Below are 24,215 nucleotides of genomic sequence, written 5' to 3' on the forward strand. Positions count from 1 at the left end.
AGTTTAACAGTTGGGGGAACAGAGGAGCTAAGAGACGTCTAACTCCTCTTCCAAGAGCCTGGCAAGAAATTGTCAGGCTTTTTTAATGGCATTTATATAATGAGAACTTGAAACAAAACATTGGCAATATCAAGAATAGTATTTGTCAGCAAATTGGCGATGGCGAACTGCATGAAACAAAAATTTAGAGGTTTATACTTTTATATATCAGGAAACGACCTTTCAGCAAGTTAAGTGAATAGTTGAAAATGGTGCCTAATCTCCGTAACCATGTCACTCTAATCAATAAGAATCTCTAGGCTATCATCCTTGGTAATATCCAACGAATGACACTCAAGGCATCGTGGCGATGCCTTGAGTGAGAAACAACCACCGCATGTGCAAGGCCTGATTTTTGCCGTAATCAGCTTTCCTTCATTATCACTCAGCTCAGGCTCCCACTCAAAGTCGAAACTATGATAACCCCATAACTCTATAGGTAAATCATCAGGGGCTAACACTTGCTCCTTTCCACAGTCCTGGCAATGAACAACATGACCGGCCATCATTGGGCCTTTGGTAAACTCAAATTGATTCTTACAACTGTTGCATTGATAGTGATAAAGCTTGCCCATAAATAATCCTAAGCGTCTAAAGACTTACCAGTAAATTGAATCTTGCCCCTTAAGCTAATAAAACAGTGTGTCATTATTGGTGACTGTAGCCTAGTGTGATGTTACCGTTACTGTTACTGTCCCGGAGTCACTGCCTCGCTTCCATACGTTATTAGAAGTATAGATATCCATTATTTCGTACGCAAAAGTATCTTCGCCGGCAAATCCTTCATTTGGCGTGTACCGTACGAAATTGCCTACAACTTTAGCAGTACCATTTTGTGGCTGAGTAACTGAATTTACCTTTATTAGATCACCGTCAACGTCAATGTCATTACTGGTTACATTAATTTCAACGGCTGTTCCGTTAGAAGATACCGAATCATTTATAGCTTGTGGCGGAGTATTGGGCCCATTTTCACAGCCAGCGAAATCCCAGCAGCTATACTGCTTAGAAAAACCTAGACTTTTTATGCGTAAAAACCCTCCCAGATCATTCAAACCATACATTAAAAGATGTTTAGCCTCAATTTTTGAATCTACACCAAGACTAGAGAATTTACTTGCAGGTAGATAGGTTTCAACGGTGTTGTTTCCTAAAGTAAAGGCGACTGGCTGATTACCAAATAATCCCATATCTATACCTTCTTCAGTATAAAACCCAATCGAGTATCCAAAATCACCAACGGGCACAGTGTCAACTTCAAATTTAAAATTCAACCCCTCATAAATATTATTGTTATCTTTGTCTATCGGCTCTTCTGTAAAATTGCCAATATATATCAAGTCATCACGTTCCCACGCGTCTTTCGAGTAGTATTGGGTAGCTTTGAGTTCATGAAATGATTTTAAATACCTGCCATTTAAATCAACCCTTACAAACTCCAGGTTAAAAGTTCCAGAGTAGTCTAGCTCTCTAATCTTCTCACCCTGAAACTTCAGTAATAGCTCCCCGCTTGAAGCTAATATTTTCTCATGTGACTCAAGGTAATCATCCCCAATATTTAACTTGCCATAGAAATAAAAGTAGTCCGATTCTGAAAAGAAGCCTGTATATGGAAAAGAAATAATTAACTCGTCTTTATACCCATCATTGTCTTCATCAGTAACTGTCTCTATAAAGTTCAAGTCAACAAACAGTTTTTCATCTTTTACGCTGACGGTTTCTGTAAACTTTCCTTCATACAACATTCCATTTGAGTTCGTTCCAGATATTTCAACCATAACCCTATACACACCAGCAGATTCAAAATTAGTAATAAGGTCATAATGACCATCTCCACCAGTCATATCGGTATCATTACCATCATCCTTTATACTGAAGCTCTCCACTAAATCAGTGTCCTTATAAATATCAACAAGAACGGTTGCAGTCGTAAGATGGGTATTACTTTCATTTAAATATAAGCTTATGGGAATAGATTTCCCTGAATATACTCCTTTGCCAGGCTCGCCAACAAAAAGCTTGAAATGAATATTGGAATCTAAAATACGAAGTGATATCGGAACACGTGATGCAGCGGATGAGCCTCTTACAGTATATGTCCCAAGGGGAGCATTTGAACTGTCTATAATCCAAGCATCGAAGGGAGCCACAAGAGCTTTCAATTCATGGTCAACTGTATGTGAGGTAAAAGTGAAGCCATGTGATTCAGAATTTAAGCTGTTAACAATTGTTCCATCAGGAAGGGTTACCTCAATATCACTACTCGGAATATCGTCATTGTTCGGTAAAATAATATGTATATCCCTTCCTGTTGTTACTAAGAAATCTTCAGAAAACTCTCCATTAGTTACCTCAGCAGTCTTATTGATTTGAAGGGGTAGAATTACCGCTGCATAAGAGCCTGGATATACAAGAAGTATAAAAATCATCATTACCAACTGCTTCATTGCTTTATTCTCCTACTAAAGAGTCCATTCAATACCCGGCAAGCAATTATAACTTACGCACCGAAGACATTTGAAATTGCAGCATCACCTTTAAAAAGGGCTATTAAACTTAGAACTATATTCTTTAAAAGAATACAACTACTGAGGTTTCCGAGTGAGTTTTGACCAATTTACTTCATAAGAGCTAGTTAACTTACCCTCGCCGAACCGCTCAACATAATAGAAAATGATATGGTTATTATAGCCACGCCCATAAACTTCCACCTCCCAGCGGTTCTCAGCAAAAACATCAAACGCGACCTTTCTCCTATTTCTTATATCGAATCCCAAACTCAGTGGCATCCCAGCTTCATACAATAATGCTCTCACATCCTCTTCAAGTGAATCTGAAGGATAAGAGTATCTGTCAGGTGCACGATACAAATATACAACTAAGGCGATGCCGATAAAGCTAAAGAAGAACATGGAGAAGAAATATTTTTGTTTCTTTCGAAAAAGTAAGAGCCCTGTGGGGATTAGTATGACAAGACTAATGCCAAGAGATATAGCGGCATAGATAGGTTCTTGTATAAATACACCGACTCCCCAGCTATGTGGAGCAGCAATATAGAACACTCCGGCACCAACGAGAAGTGCGATCAAAGCCTGTATTAGAAAGTTCCAATTCAAATACTCATCCTTAGTTACTGTCAACCATCCTTCAAGACTCAATCAGTGTTATCAACCACTGAGCTTTACATTGAGCTGACTTAATTTATTTAACCAATATCTTATCACTCGTATTAATAAATTGTAGGCATATATTAGACATATTGATACCTTAGATATTACATTTTTAAATCAACAAGTTAACAAGAAATTTGCCAGTTTAAAATCTCTTGTTATATGTTGCTTAATCTCACTTTATATGTCGCAAAGGTTCATAACTTGTTAAATGCAAATAAAGGCAATCTAATCTTATGTGTCGGTTTACGAATCGCCCAGTTTAACAGTTGGGGGAACAGAGGAGCTAAGAGACGTCTAACTCCTCTTCCAAGAGCCTGACAAGAAATTGTCAGGCTTTTTTATTGGTTCCAATAGGATAAAATCAAATGGATTTACTAAGTGTTTTATTTAATTCGGCATGGCAAATCTTGATCCACTTTTGGTGGCTATTCCCGATAATAATGTTTCTAGGCTTCCTGCAATCACCCTACATCAAAGGCAAGGTTGGAGAAAGGCGCGTCAAGTCGGTTTCATCTAGGTTAGACCCAAACCAGTATACTATCTTCCATGATGTTACTTTACCGACCACCAATGGAACCACACAAATTGATCACATCATCATTTCGAGGCAAGGTATTTTTGTTATAGAAACAAAAAACTATTCCGGTTGGATCTTTGGCTCAGAAAAGAGTCGCTTCTGGACTCAAGTTATTTATAAAGCCAAAAACAAGTTTCAGAATCCTTTATTGCAAAACTATAAGCACATCAAAACCCTTCAAAAATTGCTACAGCTACCGATTCACTATTTTCACTCTGTAATAGTCTTTGCTGATGATTCAAAATTTAAGACTCAGTTACCTGCCAATATCATCAAGGATTATCAGCTAAAAAACTATATTAGCCGGTTTGAAGAAAACCTATTAGATGCACAGCAGGTGATTGATATTAGATGTAAAGTAGAAGACAACCGCTTACAACAGGGTTTTAGAACCAATCAGGCACACATTCAAAACTTATCCAAGGACAAGCACTAACCTTTCCACCGGCCAAGGGACAGCTAAGTTACACTAATGATTATAAGGTCCATTTTTATTATTGGTCTTTATCAGACCCTTCTGAATTAAAACCACCACGCACACAGCAAACACGACTGCTAACAAGATCGGCAAGGGTATCGATTGACTCAACTGAGTTAGCAACGCAGATTTAGGCAGTAATAGGAAAAATCCGATGACGCTAGCAAGGGCCATTAATGAGCATAGTAGATAGGTTAATAGCTTACTGGCTCGCTGCCTGCTATGACGCTGGCTAATGTGTTTAGTTACTCTGTCTGCAAGCAAGGGCGGTGGTTGTATTTCAGGCTGCTGCTTCAATAACTCATAAAGCTGCTGATATTCCCTTATCTCGTTTTCATCACTCTGCTGTGCTTCATCAACGGATTCACCTGAAGCAGTCTTATCCATGGCCTGTTCTTGAATACGCCACAATTCTTTATCGATGTCGTTACTCATAAATATTCTCTCTTAGCTTTCAGTATTTGTTTTAAGCGGCTCCTGGCTCGAAACAGATGACTTTTGATGGTGCCCTGGGGTAACTCTGTTATTTCGGAAATTTCGGACAAGGTTAGCTCTTCCAGGTGATATAGGCTGATTATCGTTTGCTGGATAACCGGCAGTTGTTTCATTGCAGTGTGCATCTGCTGCTTTAGCTGTCTGTTTTGAAGTTCTTTATGCTGTGAGTTTCCAGTTTCATTTTCTACAGCCTCAGTTTCAATATCAACTTCATCAAGCTGCCTGTCCTGCTTTTGTAAAAAGCGTACTGCAAAATGATAAGCAATTCGGCCAATCCAGGTGGATAGCTGACTCCCCCCTTTATATTGACCCAACTTATTATAGACCTGCAAAAACACCTCCTGACTTAACTCAAGGGTATCTTCAGAATTTTGGACCAGTTTTGAAACAATGTGCCAGACTAACTTTTGATATTGCTTAACCAATTCATCAAAACTTCCCGGTTCATTATTCAAAACTCTTTTGACAAGAGTTAAGTCATTCATACCTAAATAGATGCAGCAAATAGACTATCGGTTGCAATTTATTAAAAAAAAGTGCAACCGAACTCGAATAGATGGTATCTATTATTATAGACATTCATTGAAATCCTTTTTGCGAGGCGTTTATGTTCGACATTATTGCCATACTTATCCCGGTCATACTAGCTATATGTATCGTCATTATTGTGCGAATTATTAATGATACCAGTTTACGAAAACGCCTTGCAGAAACACAAACCGAAAAAGAGGTTGTTGATTCATTACTCGACAGCCAGGCCGAACAAGGCCGCCGCTCGCTATTTTGCTGGGGAATAACCGTTGTCATGGCTGGTGCAGCTATGGTCATCATTGGTCTATTCGAACTTGGCGCAGATGAACCTCTGTCTTATGGCATTATCTTTATTGCTGCGGGACTAGCCCTTTTGTTTTGCCATCAATTCTTGAGAATTAAGCGGTAACCATAACCGCTAACGTTTAACTCGGTTAAACACAACTTCTAACCTTTAACTTCCATCACATTAAGGAACTTACTATGTTTATAAAACATACGCTCGCGCTCGCCTGTATGATATGCACGACAGCCTGCTCGGCCAGTAGCAATCCAGCTAAAACACAAGCGTCGACACAAGACTTTACTGCTCCGCCACAGGTGCAAAAAATCGTCAAGCACTACGCAGAAACAGCTAAGATACCAGGCGTCGCCGTTGCTTACATCAAAGACGGCAAAACTCAATGGGTATCGCTGTATGGCGAGGCCAGTGAGGAAAACCCGGTCAAAGAAACAACACTATTTAACGTGGCCTCACTAACCAAACCAGTATTTAGCATGCTGACCCTGCAATTAGTAGAGGAAGGCAAGCTCACTTTAGATGAATCTCTGTCACAATATTGGGTTGATCCCGATGTTAAGAGCGACCCAAGACATAATGAACTCACAGCAAGGTTGGTGCTTAGCCATCAAACGGGCTTTCCTAATTGGCGTAGAGACAAGCCTCTTGCCTTCATGTTCAGTCCAGGCGAGCGTCACGAATACTCTGGCGAAGGCTTTGATTATTTACGCAAAGCCGTTGAAGTGAACACAGATATGACAATGCCAAAGCTTATGACAGACTACATCACTAAGCCACTGGCAATGAACAACACTTATTTTGGCTGGCAACCTGACAAGGATGCCAGTATAGCGACACGTTATGATGAAGCAGCTCAAGAAATCGAACATAAACCTTTTTATAAAGATAGCTATTCAGCTGCCTGCTGCACCCTGACAACCATCAATGATTATTCAAAGTTCATCGCCTGGGTTGGGCAAGGAGCTGGGCTATCTGATGAGCTATTGTCAGACGTTCAAACATTGCAATCCCAACATGACAATCCAGTAGAGTATTATGGCCTTGGCTGGCGATTGATTAAGTTACCTGAGACAACCTATCTAATGCATGACGGTCGCGAGCCTGGCGTGCGAGCTTTTGCAACGGTCGCACCTGAAACCGGCGAAGGTTTAGTGATTCTTACCAACAGCTCTAATGGTGAACTGCTCTATCGACCTTTGATTGAATCAACACTATCAGTTCAGAATGACTATTTAGCTCAGACTGATAAGGATGCCTGGGTGTATTTGACCTCAGTACCGAAAGAAGTCCAACCAAGAATGATACAGTTTATTGCTAAGTCTCCTTCATTCGTATCAAAAGCCTTATATGCAGCTAACGAGGCAGTGTTTACACAGTCGGGACTACAAGACAAAAATTCATCAACTTTAAAAAAGAAAGCTGAAAATCAGATTGATAATTATGTCTTAGGAATGGTAGATGGGAAGTATGACGGCCAGACCTTTATCAACATTATGAGTGCCTTAAGCCAGTCCTTGGATGATACGGTATTACTAAAACATGATCTCAATGAGGTCGTAACAGTAGATGGATGGGTTGCGTTATTAAAGCAAACGACTGAAGCTAGTAAAGTAAAGTGAGGTGGATACATTAAGTGCAGTATTGCACTTCACAAATCAAAGCAGCGCCCCTATCATCGGTGCTGCTTTACCATTTATAAATATTGTTATCCAAGCTTGCCCTTTAAGTATTTTTCTAAGTCATCAACTCCCATCGGCTTTGCAAAATAATAGCCCTGTGCCTCCTTGCAGCCACATTGTTTAAGAAAGTTAAGCTGGTTTTCATTTTCAACCCCTTCAGCAACAGAATTGATCCCGAAGTTTTTAGCTAAGTCGACGATGGACTTAACTATAATCTGTGAATTATGCTCTGTTTCGATCTTATCAATAAAGGATCGATCAACTTTCAACTCATCTACTGGTAGATTTTTAAGATTTGAAAGTGACGTGAAGCCGGTTCCAAAATCATCAATGGAGAACCGTAGACCTAGTTTCTTTAGACTTTTAATAAATTTCTGACTAGTTGAAATATCATATATCGCTGTAGTTTCAGTAATTTCTAACTGACAAATTTTTGCGAAGCTATGATACTCCTGAAAAATGTCATGCAAGTTTTTTACCTGCTCTTCAATATTTAACTCTTTGGCAGATATATTAATCGAAACTCTGTCAACCCAGCTTGGAATCAACTCTGAGTCGGATAATTCTTTCTTTGCATTTGTGATTACCCATCGCGTAATATCTGGCATCAAGCCAATATCTTCAGCAACAGGGATGAATTGGTCAGGTGGTATGAAGTCTAACTCTGGATGAATCCAGCGTAACAGTACTTCAACTCCAACAACTTTACGGGTTGAAATAGAAAGCTGAGGCTGGTAAACGATATGAAAGTGCTGAAATAATTCTGATTTCTTTAGCTCATTAATTAAGTTTTGTCGAAGCTGTGCAATTTCAGAGAGTTCTCGACTGAAAAATGAGTACTGTTCCTCTCCATGAATTTTAGCGTTATGTAAAGCAACACTGGCAGCCGAGAGGAGTGACTTACTTTGACTTCCATCAGTCGGTGCAATTGCTACGCCCATTGAAAGTTTAAAGGGTATCTGAAGTGTTTCGCTCGCTTTATGGAGCTGCCTGAATACTAGCTCAGGAAGGTTATCTATGATGTCCCGATCATTGTCGATTGTGACTGCCAAGCCAAACTGATCTGAACCTAATCGCCCCATTAGGCTATTGTCGTGAAAATACTCCCAAAGCTGCGAGGTAATTTTTTGTAGCACTCTGTCTCCGGCCTGATGACCAAACTCCTGGTTCAATTGCGAAAAACGATTGATATCAAGATAAATTAGAATGAGAACCTTATTTCCTGGAAGGTTAGATAACTGCTTGTCGAGCAACCGAGTAAACTGATAATGTCTTGGCAGTTGAGTAACGGGGTCTAGAGTCAGTAATTTCTCTGTATCCTCAACAGCTCGCCTCAACAAAATAAATAAAAGTACAGCTGTGACTAGAACATAAAACCATCCTTTGTATGTTTGCATCAGATTTATCATTGTTGAGTCATCGAAAAGTGCTTCAACGGCTTTATCCGAAAATAGAATCCAGAGCCCACCTATAACGGCATAAATCAAAGTCCCTCTAAATGCGGTAACAAACTTCTTTTTTTGCATGCCTATATTTATCCTTTTAACTTTTCAATGTTTACTTCTGTGCTTGAATAATCTTGGATTACTATGAATAAAGGATGACACCCAACGTTCTAGAAATGATCGTTTACGGCTTTTTTTAATGTAAATATAACCTAAGATGGCAATCGTCAAAGCACCTATCGAATCTACGATCAGATCCCACATGGTATCAGTCAAACCTGATGGATCACCGAGCATAGGTTTTTGCATGTTCATGCCGAAGAAACTGTCCATAGCAAACTCAAAGATCTCCCAGATCAACCCGAACCCAACAGCAAAAAGAAAAGCGAAGAATGCTACAAAGCCTGGCTTCATGTGCATGCCTATTTCTTCGGTCTCATTGAGCACATGCACCATCAGGAAGCCGATAATTCCTAGTAAAAATCCAGAGGTGGTATGCAGTGCCATATCCCACCACCAGAAACGTGTGTAATAGTCCCTGATTTCTCCAAGAAATAACGAAGCAAAAATAAAAGCAATCGCCATCAATGAAAATATTGGCGGGATATAAACATCAAAAAATTTACCCAGAAACAATGGCGCAAGCGTAATGGTGATAATTCCTGTCGTAATAACAGCAGTGAACCATTGCTTTGACCATAGCGCCAATATCAACTCTGCAATAAGAATGAGTTGTAGAACAATAGTGATCCGCTTGTGAATAATCTGCTCTTGCATAGTAGCCTAAAAAAATTAAGGTTATTCTTGCTGGTTTTCAATGAATTCTTTAATGGGCATGTCATTAATCATTAGCTCTTCTATCGTGCCCTTTCCTTTATACACACGCACCTTAGCATATACATTTTCAACTTCGTCTCTCTGACGTCGCCACACCGCTGACTCAATTTTTGGAGCATTTTCCTCAGAGGCAAAATAGCGATCAAAAGGTAAACTGACCCGATAACCTCCATCATAACTTCTATAATAGGTTTCAAGGTAGAGATAGTCCTGCTCGCCTTCTGGCTTAACATCAGTTAAACCTTCCAGTACTGCGTAGCCTTCATCATCCACTCCAACTAAAGCGTACACCCAGTCTTCACTTTCAACCTTGGCTCCTTCCATCACAGGGATCACTTCTTGATCAGCGGCATAACTCAAGATGACGTAACGTCCGCGAAAGGGATCATAGGGATCGATGGGCCGCGTTTTAAATTTATGAGCTGTTCCTTCTGTCAGAATCTGGTTTTGCTCAAAAATCATATAGCCTGGAATTGCAAGCTGAACAGCGAATAACACAATGAGAAGTATCAATTTCGGTTTCATGCTGTTTCCTCCTGCTGGTCAGGCTGTTGCTTTTTAAGATTTTTGTTATACCAAATGTTAACGCCAAGAAAAGCGCTACCAATAAAAATAAAGACAATGCCTTTAAGGACAAAAGGGATGTCACTATCAAAGAATCGGAATAACACTAGGAAGGAGAACCAAAGCAGACCGGCATTAAGCAGCATGAGTCTGTGCTGATTAATGCCTTGCGACATTATGACCACTGAAGCAATCAAGACATACACATTAGCAAGAGTGATATAGACCAGTTCAGGCAATTTGATTTGAATGCCTATAACTCCTAATACCGCCAGCAACATGCTGGTGATTAATGCCCACTGATTGAGCCCTAGGAGCTTAAACTTGAGGACGACAAAACCAATCGTTGCCAATATCGATATAGCAAAAACGAACAGAATCAAATAATCATTAAATACAAACCTGGAATCTGAGTCTAACCCACTGTACCTATAAAAATTTTCCCAGGTCAGCATTAAACTAATACTGGCAATACCCATAGCGCCTGCGGACGAAAAAGGATTGGCCCAAAAGCCTTGCCCTTTAAAACCAAAGAGCCATTTACCTAATGAGTAATATAAAACGGATAGGGCAAGCAGGATGTATATCATCCAGTCGTCTATGGGTGACTTCCAGCCGACGCTATAAATCATCGAGAAAGCAATTCCAATGACCACAAACCACAACGCCCACTGGAATAGTACATACCGCTGCTGTTTATAAAGGCTATATAAATAAGGAGCAAGCAACAGATAATAGAGCCAATAAGGTTCGCGCTCCAGACCACACAACCATAATATTAGTGCACAGACCAGAATCAAGACCCCAGCTGAACCAATTAAATAAAGGATTGGAATCCCGATGACCAACCAGGTCACTAAAAACCGCTCCAGATCTCCATAGATGTGATAAGTCTGGCTAATCAGCGCGATGCTGGCCGCAACCGCAAAAAACAATAAAATACCAGCTGCTTCACGCAGGCCTGCTAACTGAGGTTTATAACGTACCGAATACCAGGCAAGGGCTTGTGCCAGAACTAAAGGCAGAATAGAAAGAACTGTGCGCGTTCCCTTACCAAAGTCTTCCCAGTTATGGGCAACTAACAGGATAATCCCACCGCCAATCAGAATGGCTCCCAGCGAGATAAGCAACAAACTACTCCAACTGGAATAAAAACTGTCAACATGGCTGGTAGAATATCGACTCAATATTAGGGCTTGTTGCTGCTGCCCAATGATCCCCTGCTCAACCCAATCTCCTGACTCACGCTCCAGCCAGCTTTTTTGGTTTTTACTACACTGTTTAGGTTCCATGAGGTCCTTCCGTTCATATTTTATCCAACACTATAGCATTGAGATTAACGGATGCCTATTGCCTATTATTTCTGATAAAGTATTGTAAGTTGCTGACAAACATAGGCTTTAACCATGATATTTATCCTTGTTGTAACGGTTCTATTGATCATGCTAACTGTAGGAGTCCACTATCAGGCCCTATATAGCATTTCAATATTTCTCGAACGCATCAAAACAGCCGGCCGCTACAAGGTAATGCTGGGGGTACTACTAGCCTTGATTGCGCACTTCATAGAAATTTGGATATTTGGAATAACCTACTATCTAATCGGTAATTACCACGAAAGCCCCGACCAATTAGTTCATGTTGATGGGCAGCTCATTACCGACTTTTTTAGCTGCATCTACTTTTCCTTTGCTTCATACAGCAGTTTAGGTTTTGGTGATATCGTTCCAGAGGGACCGATTCGATTTATGGCAGGTATTGAAGCGGTTATAGGGCTGGTTTTTATAGCGTGGACTGCATCCCTGCTTTACATTGAGATGCAGAAACATTGGATAAAACCACACTCGAACTAAAAACTATTTAGCATAAAAAAACCGGCAAACGCCGGTTTTTTTATGCTTCAAGTTACTGAGATTATGCGAAGTTTTTCGCTGCAAAGTCCCAATTAACCAATTCCCAGAAATGCTTCAAATATTCCGGGCGAGCGTTACGATAATCAACATAGTAAGCATGTTCCCAAACATCTACGGTCAATAACGGAGTTACGCCTGCATCAGTGATTGGCGTACCGGCATTACTGGTGTTCACAATTTCTAAATTTCCGCTGGAGTTTTTCACTAGCCAAGTCCAACCAGAACCAAAATTACCGGCAGCACTAGCTGTAAATTTCTCTTTAAAGTCTGCGAAAGACCCGAATGCTGAGTTAATCGCGTCCGCTAATGCACCTGACGGTTCACCACCACCATTTGGGCTTAAGCTGTTCCAGTAGAATGTGTGGTTCCATACCTGTGCAGCATTATTGAAAACACCACCTTCAGACGTACGGATAATATCTTCCAATGATTTGCCTGCAAAATCAGTGCCGTCAATCATCTTGTTCAAGTTAGTCACATAGGCTTGATGATGCTTGCCATAGTGATAATTGATCGTTTCTTCTGAAATGTGTGGCGCCAACGCATCACGGTCATAGGGTAATGCAGGAAGTTCAATTGCCATGTTTCTCTCCTGGGTTGAAAATGGGTTACAAAATAAGTTGTTACGCTCACTGTAAAGGGCATATATTCTAACACGTTCAAATCTGCGACCCAATAGAGCCAAGCTATCATAAGACCAAATTTGTCGAATCTGTTGCCCTTTAATTGGCTTTGACATTCCTAGCCATTCCCTTATTATCATTGTTCATTTCATCAATAATAAAAGAAAATTATGCAAATATTCATACTTGCTTGCGCATTTATGTGTGGTTTCCTGATCATGACTATTGAACTGCTTGGCGGTAAAATTCTATCGCCTTATTTTGGCGGTAGCGTCTATGTCTGGGGAAGTATTATTACCGTCTTTATGTTGGCTCTTTCCATAGGCTACCTATTTGGCGGTAAACTGTCGCTAAAAAATCCTAACACACGTAAATATGGCATCATCTTTATGTTGGCTGCACTTACAGTTGTCCCCTTAACTATGGGACACGTGGCAGTTTCCGAGTGGGTGTTCGACGTTACCGATGATCCACGATATGGCTCCTTACTCGCTTCAACCATTCTGTTTCTCATCCCGACCATCATTTTGGGTATGATTGCGCCCTACTCTGTTCGATTACTGGTCAGAACCACTCACAGCAGCGGCCAGACCGCGGGCTTTCTTTACTTCGTATCGACCCTGGGAAGTGCAGGCGGCACTTTAGCGACCTCTTTTTATCTAGTATTATGGTTTAAGATTGATCATATTTTGTACGGTTCTGCGTTAATTTTATTTACCATCGGCTTGATTGCCTTCTTCTTTCCGCAACCGCCGCTATCCGCAACCGTCAATCCAAACGAAAAGGCCGAATAGGATGCTTATGAAATCATTCCTCATAAAAACGATTATGGCAGCGCTGGCAGCCTCTGTGTTTTTTGTCGCAACGCCCGAACAAGCCAAAGCTGAAATCATTGAGCAAGAACGCTCGCTTTATCAGAATGTATACATGGTTGAAGAGTACGGCATGCACTGCATGCGGTTCCGTAAGAAAAATAAGAATGACCTCAGCCAATCCTGCGTATTTCTGGATGCTCCGGAAATATTTGTTTTTGACTATTACAAACAGGCAATGGGTGTAACCTTCTTCGTTCAAGACCCCAAAGAAATTTTGATCATTGGCCTTGGTGGCGGTGTGTTAGCGAATACCTTCGGCGAACTTTATCCTGAAGCTCATATCACCTCAGTGGAAATTGACCCCGTTGTCGCCAAAATGGCTAAGAAATATTTTTCTTATGACGACTCAAAGCCCAACTTCGAAACGCATATTCGCGACGGTCGAGTCTTTGTAAAACGTGCTCTGAAAGACGATAAACGCTATGACTTGATTCTGCTGGATGCTTTTAACAGCGACTATATTCCTGAACACATGATGACCAAGGAATACCTCGAAGAAGTGAAATCTTTAGCCAAGGATGATGGCATCATTATGGCGAACACATTCAGCACTAGCGACCTGTTCCATCACGAGTCAGCCACATACGCTGAAGTTTTTGGCCCCATGTATCAAATCAACTTCAAGGACAAGAAAACCAACAGAGTTATCGTGGTTAGTAAAAAACCATTGCCTGGGAAACGTGAGTTATTGAAAAAAGCCAATCAGATGAAAGGTGTATTGCAAATTTATGGCGTTGATACACTCGCTCTGTTCGATGCAATCAATGATGAAGTGAATTGGGATACAGAGGCCAGAGTCTTAACCGATCAGTATTCACCAGCCAATTTGCTTAAATAATAAGCGGCTTTCACTCATAATTTTAGTTGTCACCTCACTGGCGGGCGTTTGTCGTCACCGTCAGTAGGCGTTTTCTGGATAATCTCTAATCGAAAACACAGCAAACGGAGATATTAATGGTTATCAAAAAACTACGCGAACAAAAGCAATGGTCACAAGAACAATTAGCCACATTGAGTGGTTTAAGCATCCGTACTATTCAGCGGATTGAAAGTGGCAATCGCGCCAGTTTGGAATCACTAAAGTCTCTCGCTGCTGTTTTCGAAACCAATATCGAAACATTACAAAAGGAGATTATCGTGATCGACAAGAAAACAGAAGAGTGGAAAGCACAGCCATGGTGGTTTAGATTAAATATGGTGGGAATTCAGAGCCGTAAGAGCTTAATTTTCATAGAAATACTTTGTGTGAGCCTTGGTGTAGGATTCTGGATAGCTGGCTTTTTCTCAAAAGGCTTTTTAGTTGGTGCATCACCATTGTTCTTTTCTGCTTACATAGCAGCCTGGACGGTGCGTAAAGGCGATAGAGATAAAGTCTGGTAACTGTTACAGTTCTCTGGAATATAAAAAAGGCGCTTATAGCGCCTTTTTTATACTCATTCTTCATTGAGTTAGAACTTCAATGCCTGATCAATATCAGCAATCAGATCTTCAACATCTTCAATGCCCACTGACAAACGCACCAGGTTTTCCAAAATGCCAATTTCCTGACGGATCTCATAAGGCACAGATGCATGGGTCATGATCGCAGGATGGTTAGACAGACTTTCAACACCACCTAAACTTTCAGCCAATGTGAATAGTTTCAGCTTCTCCATAAAAGTGCATGAATTCTTGGCCGCCTGTTCTTCAGTATCGCCTTTAACCAAAACCGAGATCATACCACCGAAGCCTTTCATCTGCTTTTTCGCCAACTCATGTTGCGGATGCGAAGCAAGGCCCGGGAAGTAGACTGCATCAATTTGCGGGTGCTTGGCTAAATGCTCAGCAATGATTTGGCCACTAGCGTTATGCTGCTTCATACGCAGTGCTAACGTTTTGACGCCGCGCAAAGCCAGGTAACTATCGAATGGTCCCTGAATCGCTCCCACTGAGTTATGCAAAAATGCCATTTGCTCACGAAGTTCATCGTTGTCCCCAACCACGGCCATACCGCCAACCATATCAGAATGGCCATTTAAGTATTTAGTCGCTGAGTGCATCACGATATCAAAACCATAATTCAATGGTTGTTGATTGTATGGTGTAGCGAAAGTGTTATCAGCTATAGCAATCAAGTTATGCTTCTTAGCAAAGTCAGCAATCGCCTGCATGTCTACAACTTTCAGCATGGGGTTGGTTGGACTCTCAACCCAGATCATTTTGGTGTTAGGTTTGAGTGCCTTTTCCAGGTTGCTTAGATCGGACAGATCGACAAAGCTAAAATCAAGATTGGCCGTACGCTTACGCACTTTGTCAAACAAACGGAAAGTACCACCATACAAATCATCCATCGCAATAACGTGCGAACCAGCATCCAGTAACTCAAGAATGGTGCTGGTAGCTGCCATGCCAGAAGCAAAGGCATAACCCTGTTTTCCATCTTCTAAATCCGCCACACAGCGCTCATAAGCCATACGCGTTGGGTTCTGACTACGCGAATACTCATAACCTGTATGCTCGCCAGGACTTGGCTGAGCATAGGTTGAAGTGGTGAAAATAGGAGGCATTACCGCGCCAGTAATCGGCTCAGGTGATTGACCTGCGTGAATAACGCGGCTAGCAAATTTCAATTTTTTATCAGACATAGAATTCTTTACCTTTAAACCTTAATAATGACCTCTAAAAGCGAGGGCGGTCTGCTTTAGCCTGCTCTTTCTTGTATTGCTTAACAATGCGATAGGCTTTAAAAATTTGTTTGTGGAATGGGATCATTAGTAAGACTCCGGCCACCATAATGATCCAAGGATAATAGGGCCAGCTGATAGCATTAAGCAACAGACCACCACCCTTCTCATTGTTCATATAGATTTCATAGCCGGCAAACACCACTAGCGCCATGCCGATGATATCCAGCAACAAGGCAACGGCAGAGAGTTTAAAACCTTCGGGTTGCTGTGTTGGCTTTTGTTCTAAGTTGCTCATTACAGAAATCCTTTTTCTTTCATCCATTCATCGTTATACATTTTCGACAGATAACGATTACCGGTATCACAGACTAGCGTGACGACATTCTTTGGCTCAGTTTGCTCCTGACAATAGCGCAAAGCTGCTGCTAACAAAGTACCGGTTGAAGAACCACCCATAACCGCTTCTTTACGCATCAAATCACGCGCCGCCATCAGCGCATCTTTATCAGTGACGGTATAAGCCTTATCAAACAGACTCATATCACAAATGTCAGGGATAAAATCTTCGCCAATACCCTCAATCACCCAGCTGCCGGCTTCTTTAATTTCACCAGTTTTCAGGTAATCAACCAGAATCGAACCTTCTGGATCGGCCAATACCATTTCGATATCCGGATTCTTTTCCTTCATGTAACGGCCAATACCAGTAATGGTGCCGCCAGAACCAACGCCTAATACTACGGCGTCAACTTTACCATCGAGCTGTTCCCAGATTTCAGGTGCCGTAGTTTCATAGTGCGCCTGGATATTGGCATCATTTGAGAATTGATTGATGAAGAACCAGCCGTTTTCTTCCGACAGACGCTTCGCTACATCTTGATAATACTCAGGATGTCCTTTACCCACATCAGAACGGGTACGAATCACTTCCGCACCAAAAGCACGCAAGTTGTATTCTTTCTCCATGCTCATCTTATCCGGCATGACGATTTTCAAGGTATAGCCTTTCTGTGACGCCACTAAAGCTAGGCCTAAGCCTGTATTACCAGCAGTCGCTTCAATCAGCGTATCGCCGGGCTTAATGTGCCCCGCTTTTTCAGCTGCTTCGATCATGCTGACCGCAATGCGATCCTTAATCGAAGCTCCAGGGTTTTGCGATTCCATTTTACCGAATAGACGGCATTTGCCTGTGTCCAGGTTTTGGAATTCCACCATTGGCGTATGGCCAATCATCTCAAGAATATTGCTGTATACCTTCATAAAACCTTCGCGTTTAGGTTATAACAACCGGTTATTTGTCGAATGGCCGCTACTTTACCATATTGCTCAATCGAATAAACCCATTTGATCAGATCCAACCAGTTGCCTCAGCAGTGACATCCTTATAGCCATAAAGCATACTAACCGCCAATTTTTCATCCATATAAAAGCTATAAAATGTTAGATCGCGCCAGTGTCATTGATAACAATTTTCAGATTGCTGTGAAAACAGCAAAATTCCCAGAGAAAGTCAGTAATATCAAGGCGTCGGTGACGCAGCTCTCGCCTAATGAGTTTGTTGAATTATTCGAATCTCAGGTCATCAGCCGCCATCTCGACTTACGCGCGCGAATCCTCAAGGATCAAGGTATTGGCTACTATACTATTGGTAGCAGCGGGCACGAGGGAAATGCCGTTCTGGGTAAGGTGTTCCGCCATACTGATATGGCCTTTTTGCACTACCGTTCCGGCGCTTTAATGACTCAACGTTCGCGCCAGGTGCCCAATATCGACCCGATTCGTGATCAAATTTTATCGCTGGTCGCAGCCAAAGAAGACCCTATCTCACAAGGCCGTCATAAAGTCTTTGGCAGCGCGCCATTATTCGTGCCACCGCAAACCAGCACCATTGCCTCGCACCTGCCAAAAGCAATGGGTGCCGCCTGGTCACTGGGTCGCGCCGAACGTAACAATTTTGATGCCAAGATTCCTGGCGACAGCGTCATTCTGTGTAACTTTGGTGATGCCAGCTTTAACCACGCCACCGCACAGTCCGCATTGAATACTGCACAATACCTCTCCTATAAAGGTGAGCCGTTACCGCTGGTTTACATCTGCGAAGACAATGGCATTGGTATTTCAGTTTCAACTCCGCCGAACTGGGTCGAAAACAACGTTAAAAATCGCCACAGTATCGAATATATTCCCTGTAATGGTCTACACCTCCCTGATGTGTATCTGGCTGCTCTTGAAGCAGAAGAGATTGCCCGCTACGAGCGCCGCCCAGTGTTCCTACACATGAAAACGGTGCGCTTAATGGGACATGCCGGTAATGACACTGAAAGCATTTATCACAGCATCGAACAAATTGAACAAACCGAAGCGCAAGATCCTTTACTTCACTCTGCCCGGATCTGCATCGAAGCTGGCTATCTGTCTACCGAAGACGTGCTCGACATGTACGAAAACACCCGTCTGAAAGTAGAAAAAATAGCCGAGCAGGCGATTACCCTGCCGAAAATCACTACTGCAGAGGAAGTCTGTGCTTCAATCGCGCCTGAACTTCCGGCTAAAGAAAAACCACCAGTCGCTAAAATCACTCGCCGTCAGGAGTTATTCGAGATTGGTCGCCAGTTTAAGTTTCTCGATAAGCCACGTAGTATGGCGCAACTGATTAATTATGCGCTGACTGATTTGATGGAGCAGTATCCAAAATCAATCATGTTCGGCGAAGATGTCGGTAAAAAAGGTGGTGTTTACAGCATTTCTACTAATTTACAGAACCGCTTTGGCGAACACCGTGTCTTTGACACATTGCTGGATGAAACCAGTATTTTAGGCACAGCCATTGGCGCAGCTCACCTGGGTTACCTGCCAGTTCCAGAGATTCAGTTTTTAGCCTATACCCATAACGCCATTGACCAGATCCGCGGCGAAGCTTCCACGCTATCCTTCTTCTCTAACAATCAATTTACCAACCCGATGGTGGTTCGAGTAGCAGGACTGGCTTATCAAAAAGGCTTTGGCGGCCATTTCCACAATGACAATAGCATTGGCTTCCTGCGTGAAATACCTGGTGTCATTCTGGCTTGCCCATCGAATGGATTAGACGCTGCCAAAATGATGCGCGAATCTTTCCGCTTAGCAGACGAGCAAAAACGCGTCGTCATCTTCCTGGAGCCAATTGCGCTGTATCATGCCAAAGACCTGCATGAAACCGGTGACAACGGCTGGTTATTTGAATACCCCGAACCCAACGAAGTGGCTGAATTCGGCGAGCCAGGATTACGTAAACCGGTTAACAGCAAAGGCAAAGAAGTCGATAGCAAAGACATGCTGATCATCAGCTATGGCAATGGCTACTACTTGTCAACCCAGGCTCAGAAAGACTTGAGTGAAAAACATAAGCTCGACGCCACTATTATGGATCTGCGCTGGCTAGCACCACTCAATCACGAGAAAATTGCCGAAATAGCCAGCCAATATAAGAAAGTCTTGATTGTCGACGAATGCCGAAAAACAGGTTCGGTCAGCGAAGAAGTCATCACTGGCCTGGTTGAGCGTCTGGACAAACTGCCTCAGATAAAACGCATTACTGGCCATGACACCTTTATCCCAATCGGTACCTCATGGCAGTATGTCTTGCCCAGCAAAGACGACATTGTCAAAGCCGCAGTTGAATTAAAAGCCAACTGATAATATCGAACTATTGAAAGGTGGTTCCTGCTTTATTCGGAACACCTTTCTCCCCCTCCCTGAAACAGCATATCTCTCAATATTTCAATAATTCAAAAGTGACTTAATAAATGATTACTCAGTAATAAGCGCAAAAATCACCCGCAAGATATTGAATGTCATAGCTCAACGATTAAAACACATTATTTTTTCTAATCAAAACAACTTTCTAACATTCCAAAAAATATAATATTTCGACTCATCTCATACTTTACCACCTCAAACCAATTCAAATATGCATTGAGCAATATGACGCAGAGAAATAGTAAACACTTATTTGATTTTTAAGCACTCTTTGTATCATTTTGTACTAACTTGACTCAGGTCTTATTCTTTCAATGCATTAGATTTATTTTGCATTATTTATATTGATGCGAATGGCTCTATTTTATAGAGTCATTGAGTCCAGAATGAATCTGGATGATTCAAAAACAATACTAAGGGGAATTTTTAATGAAACTAAACCAAATAGTTGCAGGTATTCTGCTAGCTACCGGTGTGACAGGCGCCTATGCTGGTGAATTCAAAACTGCTTCAGTACCAAGCAAAGCTATCAAAGGACAATACATTGTTGTCCTGAAGGATGATGCTGTAGCTCAAAACATGGGGCAATTTTCCAGCAATGCTTCAGAGCAAGCCATTCAAATGATGACTGAAAACTTGAGCCGTAAATACCAGGCACAAGTTCAACGTACTTATACCAAGGCATTAAAAGGTGGTACTTTCACCTTGTCCGAGAAGGCCGCACAAAAGCTTGCTCAGGATCCAAACGTTTTATTGGTTGAGGAAGACCAAATCGTTAGCCTTAATGCTACACAAAACAATGCCACATGGGGCATCGACCGTGTTGATCAACGCAACCTCCCATTAAGCGGCACATACACCTACAACACCACTGCAAGTAATGTTAATGCTTACATTATCGATACCGGTATCCTTAATTCGCATAGTGAATTTGGTGGTCGCTCTGTAAGCGGTATCGATACTGTCGATAATGATAACGACGCAACTGACTGTAATGGTCACGGTACGCACGTTGCTGGTACTGTAGGCGGTTCAACTTATGGTATTGCAAAAAGCGTTAACTTAATCGGTGTTCGCGTATTGAACTGTAGTGGTAGCGGCACCCTGTCTGGCGTGATCGATGGCATCGACTGGGTAGCTAGTAACCATACCAAGCCAGCTGTTGCTAACATGAGTTTAGGTGGCGGCGCTTCATCCTCAATCGATACGGCTGTTGCCAATCTTGTCTCTTCCGGTGTCACAGTAGTCGTGGCTGCTGGTAACGACAACAGCAGTGCTTGTAACTACTCACCAGCACGTGAGCCAAGTGCAATTACAGTAGGCTCAACAACATCAAGCGACTCACGCTCAAGTTTCTCAAACTATGGTTCTTGCCTGGATATCTATGCCCCAGGTTCAAGCATCACTTCAGCCTGGTCAAATGGTGGTACTAACACTATCAGCGGTACATCAATGGCGTCTCCACACGTAGCCGGTGTTGCTGCTCTTTACTTAGCCGACAACCCAAGTGCTACTCCAAGTCAGGTTGATACAGCGATAACCGACTCAGCAACGCCGGGTGTTGTTTCTGATGCTAAATCGGGCTCGCCTAACTTGTTATTATACAGCCTGTTTGATGGTACAAACCCAGACCCTGATCCGGATCCAGAACCAGGTAATGAGCTAGAAAATGGTGTATCGGTAACCTTCTCTGGTGCTCAGTATTCAGAAACTGATTTCACCTTTGAAGTTCCATCCGCTGCTTCTAACGTAAGCTTCGATATGTCTGGCGGTTCAGGTGATGCAGACTTGTACGTTAAGTTCGGTAGCGCACCTACAACTTCTAGCTATGACTGTCGTCCATACCGTAATGGTAACAACGAGTCTTGTGACTTCTCAGCACAAACCGGTACTTACTATGTGATGGTTCGCGGCTACACCAGCTACTCCAATGTGAGCTTGGTAGCAACGCACGATGGTGACGGTTCAGAACCACCTGCAGAAGGCGGTAGCGAAACCTATCCAAACCTTTCAGGCGCTTCAGGTAGCTGGACTCACTACTACGTCGACATTCCTGCTGGCATGAGCAGCTTGGATGTGCAAATGAGCGGTGGTTCAGGTGATGCAGACTTGTATGTTCGTCGCGGTGCACAGCCAACAACATCAAGCTATGACTGCCGTCCTTACAGATGGGGCAACGATGAGACCTGCTCTTTCTCTAACCCAGCACAGGATCGTTGGTACATCAGCATCCGTGGTTACTCTTCTTACTCAGGAGTAACTCTACAGATTGACTGGCAGTAAAAACTGACTCATTAATTGAGTTCATAACAATGCCGTCCTAAGGGGCGGCATTTTTTATGCAGAGAAGAAAAAGACCAAGAGAATAGAATAGCTAAAGCATCATCTCTTAATGACCTGAAGAGTTACGCTCTTTAGAGCTAAAGTTAAGCTATGGACGGATAAACCAAGCCCCCTTAGGCATGTCATCCTGATGAAAATCAGTATCTGGGCGACAGCCTGTGTCCCCCCTCGCGGATCCGCACAGTCTTGAATATATACACATAAAAAAATGCCGCTCAAAAGCGGCATTTTTCATCAACTGACAAATATCAACTGACAAATATCAACTGACAAACAATTATCCAGCTGGATAAATATAGCTTGCCTGCAATCCTAGCGGAATACCAATCCACCAGTAAGCTAACAGGAACAAGCTCCAGCCAATCAGGAATGCAATAGAGAACGGTAGCATCATGGCAACCAATGTGCCGATACCTGTGCCCTTAACGTATTTCTGACAGTAGACCACCACCAGTGGGAAGTATGGCATCAGTGGCGTGATGATGTTCGAGCTTGAGTCACCCACACGATAAGCAGCTTGAGTTAAGTCTGGAGAAATACCCAACTGCATCAACATCGGTATGAAAATTGGCGCTAGCAATGCCCATTTCGCTGAAGCAGAACCTACAAACAAGTTCACGAAAGCAGTCAGGAAGATAATACCGACGATAGTAACAGCACTTGGCAGTGCCATCGCTTTAAGCACCTGAGCACCTTCGATAGCCAATAAGGCGCCTAGATTTGATTGCGAGAAAGCTGCGATGAAAAGTGCGCAGAAGAAGGCCATAACAATGTAGTAAGCCATGCCATGCATCGCCTTACTCATTGCATCAATCATGTCTTTACTGCTTTTAAAGGTTCCTGCTGTGAAACCATAAACTGCGCCCGGAACCCAGAATAATAAGAATATCAAAGGAACAATGGACTTCATCAATGGAGCCTGGAACGAGGTCAAGGAACCATCGTGACGTAGTGAAGAATCAGCCCCTAAGGATGCGTAAATCAATACACCAATACCCGCCAGCATGACTAAAGTAGAGATAACGAATGCCTTTTTCTCTTTACCCGTAATTTCATGGAATTCAGGTAAGTCATCGGTATCTCCATCAACCGGGGTCTTTTGTAGACGCGGTTCAACGATACGCGCCGTAATAAACCAGCCCAGAAGAATAATGAAGACACTCGAAATCCCGGTGAAGAACCAGTTATTCAAAGGATTCACCTGCATACCTGGCTCAATGATATGAGCAGCAGATTGAGTGAAGCTTTGAAGTAAGGGATCAATACCCGATGGAATAAAGTTGGCACTAAAGCCACCGCTCACACCAGCAAATGCCGCAGCGATACCTGCCAATGGATGGCGACCCATTGCATAATAAATCACGCCTGCTAGTGGAATTACCAATACATAACCGGCATCAGTAGCTGTGTGGCTGACAATCGCGATTAAGATAATGGTTGGTGTTAATAAGAACTGTGGCGTTCTCTTGAGCATCAATTTGATACCAGTATTGATATAGCCAGAATGCTCAGCAACCCCAACACCCAGCATAGCCACTAATACAACCCCAAGCGGTGCAAAGCTGGTAAAGGTAACTACCATGTTAGACAGGAAGCTGGCTAACGAGTCACCGGTTAAAAGGTTATTGACGATGATAGTTTCGCCAGTGCGTGGGTCAATCGCGTCAAAACTGATGCCAGAAAGCAGCCATGATAGTACCCAAATAATCAGCATTGCTGATAAGAAGATCATCGCCGGATCAGGCAATTTATTACCGACTCGCTCGATCCCATTCAAAAAACGAGCGATAGCCCCAGTCGGCGCAGCCCCATTGTTATTATCCATCTCATTTCCTCAAATTAAGCCAAGTGCAAAGTTATACCCTATCTGGCAAGACATATTCAAGCAAACTCAGGTCTTATCAGCCAGTTAGAGCCATCTATCTGCTTGAAAAGTAT

Annotated in this window: 23 protein-coding genes; 9 read left to right on the forward strand and 14 right to left on the reverse strand. The window is 42.5% G+C overall.

Features of this window, described 5'->3' with window-relative positions; all coding sequences use genetic code 11:
• Positions 1-278: 278 nt before the first annotated feature.
• The 3 genes from KKOR_RS08770 to KKOR_RS08780 form a co-directional block, all read right to left on the reverse strand.
• Positions 279-614, reverse strand: coding sequence for a hypothetical protein (locus KKOR_RS08770; protein WP_015780766.1), 336 nt, complete (start codon positions 612-614; stop codon positions 279-281).
• Between the two features lie 90 nt (positions 615-704).
• A complete protein-coding gene (locus KKOR_RS08775) occupies positions 705-2,486 on the reverse strand; it encodes an Ig-like domain-containing protein (protein ID WP_015780767.1) in 1,782 nt (593 codons plus the stop codon).
• Between the two features lie 138 nt (positions 2,487-2,624).
• A complete protein-coding gene (locus tag KKOR_RS08780) occupies positions 2,625-3,155 on the reverse strand; it encodes a hypothetical protein (RefSeq protein ID WP_015780768.1) in 531 nt (176 codons plus the stop codon).
• A 422-nt stretch (positions 3,156-3,577) separates the two neighbouring features.
• Between KKOR_RS08780 and KKOR_RS08785 the strand changes: the two genes are divergently transcribed.
• A complete protein-coding gene (locus KKOR_RS08785; protein WP_015780769.1) occupies positions 3,578-4,225 on the forward strand; it encodes a nuclease-related domain-containing protein in 648 nt (215 codons plus the stop codon).
• A 33-nt stretch (positions 4,226-4,258) separates the two neighbouring features.
• On the opposite strand, the gene KKOR_RS08790 is transcribed toward KKOR_RS08785, so the two are convergent.
• Both KKOR_RS08790 and KKOR_RS08795 read right to left on the reverse strand, forming a co-directional pair.
• Entirely contained in the window at positions 4,259-4,702 is a 444-nt protein-coding gene (locus tag KKOR_RS08790) for a hypothetical protein (RefSeq protein ID WP_015780770.1), read from the reverse strand.
• Positions 4,699-5,247, reverse strand: a complete 549-nt coding sequence (locus KKOR_RS08795) for an RNA polymerase sigma factor (protein WP_015780771.1) — start codon at positions 5,245-5,247, stop codon at positions 4,699-4,701. Before KKOR_RS08795 ends, KKOR_RS08790 begins: the two co-directional genes overlap by 4 nt.
• A gap of 122 nt (positions 5,248-5,369) precedes the next feature.
• Here KKOR_RS08795 and KKOR_RS08800 point away from each other — a divergent pair, with 122 nt between their 5' ends.
• Both KKOR_RS08800 and KKOR_RS13345 read left to right on the forward strand, forming a co-directional pair.
• Complete coding sequence (locus KKOR_RS08800) at positions 5,370-5,702, forward strand: DUF6249 domain-containing protein (RefSeq protein ID WP_015780772.1); 333 nt, start codon at positions 5,370-5,372, stop codon at positions 5,700-5,702.
• Between the two features lie 74 nt (positions 5,703-5,776).
• The gene (locus KKOR_RS13345; protein WP_015780773.1) at positions 5,777-7,213 is read left to right on the forward strand and encodes a serine hydrolase domain-containing protein; all 1,437 of its coding nucleotides are present in this window, start codon (positions 5,777-5,779) and stop codon (positions 7,211-7,213) included.
• 86 nt (positions 7,214-7,299) lie between these two features.
• Here KKOR_RS13345 and KKOR_RS08810 read toward each other — a convergent pair whose 3' ends face one another.
• Genes KKOR_RS08810 through KKOR_RS08825 form a run of 4 tightly spaced genes read right to left on the reverse strand, consistent with a single transcriptional unit; the run spans position 7,300 to position 11,411 of the window.
• Positions 7,300-8,799, reverse strand: coding sequence for a putative bifunctional diguanylate cyclase/phosphodiesterase (locus KKOR_RS08810; protein WP_015780774.1), 1,500 nt, complete (start codon positions 8,797-8,799; stop codon positions 7,300-7,302).
• A 24-nt stretch (positions 8,800-8,823) separates the two neighbouring features.
• The gene (locus tag KKOR_RS08815; protein ID WP_015780775.1) at positions 8,824-9,495 is read right to left on the reverse strand and encodes a hypothetical protein; all 672 of its coding nucleotides are present in this window, start codon (positions 9,493-9,495) and stop codon (positions 8,824-8,826) included.
• Between the two features lie 21 nt (positions 9,496-9,516).
• Positions 9,517-10,080 carry a GDYXXLXY domain-containing protein gene (locus KKOR_RS08820; protein ID WP_015780776.1) on the reverse strand — a complete coding sequence of 188 codons (564 nt, stop codon included), beginning with the start codon at positions 10,078-10,080 and terminating at the stop codon, positions 9,517-9,519.
• Complete coding sequence (locus tag KKOR_RS08825) at positions 10,077-11,411, reverse strand: DUF2157 domain-containing protein (protein WP_015780777.1); 1,335 nt, start codon at positions 11,409-11,411, stop codon at positions 10,077-10,079. The genes KKOR_RS08820 and KKOR_RS08825 overlap by 4 nt, the downstream gene beginning before the upstream one ends.
• Positions 11,412-11,525: 114 nt before the next feature.
• Here KKOR_RS08825 and KKOR_RS08830 point away from each other — a divergent pair, with 114 nt between their 5' ends.
• Positions 11,526-11,972 carry a potassium channel family protein gene (locus KKOR_RS08830; RefSeq protein WP_015780778.1) on the forward strand — a complete coding sequence of 149 codons (447 nt, stop codon included), beginning with the start codon at positions 11,526-11,528 and terminating at the stop codon, positions 11,970-11,972.
• A gap of 61 nt (positions 11,973-12,033) precedes the next feature.
• On the opposite strand, the gene sodB is transcribed toward KKOR_RS08830, so the two are convergent.
• Positions 12,034-12,615 (reverse strand): superoxide dismutase [Fe], encoded by a 582-nt coding sequence (gene sodB, locus KKOR_RS08835; RefSeq protein ID WP_015780779.1) that lies wholly within the window; start codon positions 12,613-12,615, stop codon positions 12,034-12,036.
• A 210-nt stretch (positions 12,616-12,825) separates the two neighbouring features.
• Here sodB and KKOR_RS08840 point away from each other — a divergent pair, with 210 nt between their 5' ends.
• The 3 genes from KKOR_RS08840 to KKOR_RS08850 all read left to right on the forward strand — a co-directional run bounded on the left by KKOR_RS08840 (position 12,826) and on the right by KKOR_RS08850 (position 14,910).
• Positions 12,826-13,449, forward strand: coding sequence for a fused MFS/spermidine synthase (locus KKOR_RS08840; protein ID WP_015780780.1), 624 nt, complete (start codon positions 12,826-12,828; stop codon positions 13,447-13,449).
• A gap of 7 nt (positions 13,450-13,456) precedes the next feature.
• Positions 13,457-14,368, forward strand: a complete 912-nt coding sequence (locus tag KKOR_RS08845; RefSeq protein WP_015780781.1) for a spermidine synthase — start codon at positions 13,457-13,459, stop codon at positions 14,366-14,368.
• Between the two features lie 116 nt (positions 14,369-14,484).
• On the forward strand, positions 14,485-14,910 hold the full coding sequence (locus KKOR_RS08850; protein ID WP_015780782.1) for a helix-turn-helix domain-containing protein: 426 nt from the start codon (positions 14,485-14,487) through the stop codon (positions 14,908-14,910).
• 68 nt (positions 14,911-14,978) lie between these two features.
• On the opposite strand, the gene KKOR_RS08855 is transcribed toward KKOR_RS08850, so the two are convergent.
• Genes KKOR_RS08855 through KKOR_RS08865 form a run of 3 tightly spaced genes read right to left on the reverse strand, consistent with a single transcriptional unit; the run spans position 14,979 to position 17,456 of the window.
• A complete protein-coding gene (locus KKOR_RS08855) occupies positions 14,979-16,154 on the reverse strand; it encodes a trans-sulfuration enzyme family protein (protein WP_015780783.1) in 1,176 nt (391 codons plus the stop codon).
• A gap of 34 nt (positions 16,155-16,188) precedes the next feature.
• Positions 16,189-16,491 (reverse strand): hypothetical protein, encoded by a 303-nt coding sequence (locus tag KKOR_RS08860; protein WP_015780784.1) that lies wholly within the window; start codon positions 16,489-16,491, stop codon positions 16,189-16,191.
• A complete protein-coding gene (locus KKOR_RS08865) occupies positions 16,491-17,456 on the reverse strand; it encodes a PLP-dependent cysteine synthase family protein (protein ID WP_015780785.1) in 966 nt (321 codons plus the stop codon). Before KKOR_RS08865 ends, KKOR_RS08860 begins: the two co-directional genes overlap by 1 nt.
• A 177-nt stretch (positions 17,457-17,633) precedes the next feature.
• Between KKOR_RS08865 and KKOR_RS08870 the strand changes: the two genes are divergently transcribed.
• Complete coding sequence (locus KKOR_RS08870) at positions 17,634-19,871, forward strand: thiamine pyrophosphate-dependent enzyme (protein ID WP_015780786.1); 2,238 nt, start codon at positions 17,634-17,636, stop codon at positions 19,869-19,871.
• A gap of 492 nt (positions 19,872-20,363) precedes the next feature.
• Positions 20,364-22,217, forward strand: coding sequence for a S8 family peptidase (locus KKOR_RS08875; protein WP_015780787.1), 1,854 nt, complete (start codon positions 20,364-20,366; stop codon positions 22,215-22,217).
• Between the two features lie 337 nt (positions 22,218-22,554).
• On the opposite strand, the gene KKOR_RS08880 is transcribed toward KKOR_RS08875, so the two are convergent.
• A complete protein-coding gene (locus KKOR_RS08880; RefSeq protein ID WP_015780788.1) occupies positions 22,555-24,102 on the reverse strand; it encodes an AbgT family transporter in 1,548 nt (515 codons plus the stop codon).
• Positions 24,103-24,215 lie beyond the last annotated feature (113 nt).

This window comes from Kangiella koreensis DSM 16069 (assembly GCF_000024085.1).
In the GTDB taxonomy this organism is placed as follows: Bacteria; Pseudomonadota; Gammaproteobacteria; order Enterobacterales; family Kangiellaceae; genus Kangiella; species Kangiella koreensis.

What these genes read in the sequence shown, in the direction of transcription:
- KKOR_RS08770 (WP_015780766.1), bottom strand. Translation starts at nt 614, where the DNA reads ATGGGCAAGCTTTATCACTATCAATGCAACAGTTGTAAGAATCAATTT.
- KKOR_RS08775 (WP_015780767.1), bottom strand. Translation starts at nt 2,486, where the DNA reads ATGAAGCAGTTGGTAATGATGATTTTTATACTTCTTGTATATCCAGGC.
- KKOR_RS08785 (WP_015780769.1), top strand. Translation starts at nt 3,578, where the DNA reads ATGGATTTACTAAGTGTTTTATTTAATTCGGCATGGCAAATCTTGATC.
- KKOR_RS08790 (WP_015780770.1), bottom strand. Translation starts at nt 4,702, where the DNA reads ATGAGTAACGACATCGATAAAGAATTGTGGCGTATTCAAGAACAGGCC.
- KKOR_RS08795 (WP_015780771.1), bottom strand. Translation starts at nt 5,247, where the DNA reads ATGAATGACTTAACTCTTGTCAAAAGAGTTTTGAATAATGAACCGGGA.
- KKOR_RS08800 (WP_015780772.1), top strand. Translation starts at nt 5,370, where the DNA reads ATGTTCGACATTATTGCCATACTTATCCCGGTCATACTAGCTATATGT.
- KKOR_RS13345 (WP_015780773.1), top strand. Translation starts at nt 5,777, where the DNA reads ATGTTTATAAAACATACGCTCGCGCTCGCCTGTATGATATGCACGACA.
- KKOR_RS08810 (WP_015780774.1), bottom strand. Translation starts at nt 8,799, where the DNA reads ATGCAAAAAAAGAAGTTTGTTACCGCATTTAGAGGGACTTTGATTTAT.
- KKOR_RS08815 (WP_015780775.1), bottom strand. Translation starts at nt 9,495, where the DNA reads ATGCAAGAGCAGATTATTCACAAGCGGATCACTATTGTTCTACAACTC.
- KKOR_RS08820 (WP_015780776.1), bottom strand. Translation starts at nt 10,080, where the DNA reads ATGAAACCGAAATTGATACTTCTCATTGTGTTATTCGCTGTTCAGCTT.
- KKOR_RS08825 (WP_015780777.1), bottom strand. Translation starts at nt 11,411, where the DNA reads ATGGAACCTAAACAGTGTAGTAAAAACCAAAAAAGCTGGCTGGAGCGT.
- KKOR_RS08830 (WP_015780778.1), top strand. Translation starts at nt 11,526, where the DNA reads ATGATATTTATCCTTGTTGTAACGGTTCTATTGATCATGCTAACTGTA.
- sodB (WP_015780779.1), bottom strand. Translation starts at nt 12,615, where the DNA reads ATGGCAATTGAACTTCCTGCATTACCCTATGACCGTGATGCGTTGGCG.
- KKOR_RS08840 (WP_015780780.1), top strand. Translation starts at nt 12,826, where the DNA reads ATGCAAATATTCATACTTGCTTGCGCATTTATGTGTGGTTTCCTGATC.
- KKOR_RS08845 (WP_015780781.1), top strand. Translation starts at nt 13,457, where the DNA reads ATGAAATCATTCCTCATAAAAACGATTATGGCAGCGCTGGCAGCCTCT.
- KKOR_RS08850 (WP_015780782.1), top strand. Translation starts at nt 14,485, where the DNA reads ATGGTTATCAAAAAACTACGCGAACAAAAGCAATGGTCACAAGAACAA.
- KKOR_RS08855 (WP_015780783.1), bottom strand. Translation starts at nt 16,154, where the DNA reads ATGTCTGATAAAAAATTGAAATTTGCTAGCCGCGTTATTCACGCAGGT.
- KKOR_RS08860 (WP_015780784.1), bottom strand. Translation starts at nt 16,491, where the DNA reads ATGAGCAACTTAGAACAAAAGCCAACACAGCAACCCGAAGGTTTTAAA.
- KKOR_RS08865 (WP_015780785.1), bottom strand. Translation starts at nt 17,456, where the DNA reads ATGAAGGTATACAGCAATATTCTTGAGATGATTGGCCATACGCCAATG.
- KKOR_RS08870 (WP_015780786.1), top strand. Translation starts at nt 17,634, where the DNA reads ATGTTAGATCGCGCCAGTGTCATTGATAACAATTTTCAGATTGCTGTG.
- KKOR_RS08875 (WP_015780787.1), top strand. Translation starts at nt 20,364, where the DNA reads ATGAAACTAAACCAAATAGTTGCAGGTATTCTGCTAGCTACCGGTGTG.
- KKOR_RS08880 (WP_015780788.1), bottom strand. Translation starts at nt 24,102, where the DNA reads ATGGATAATAACAATGGGGCTGCGCCGACTGGGGCTATCGCTCGTTTT.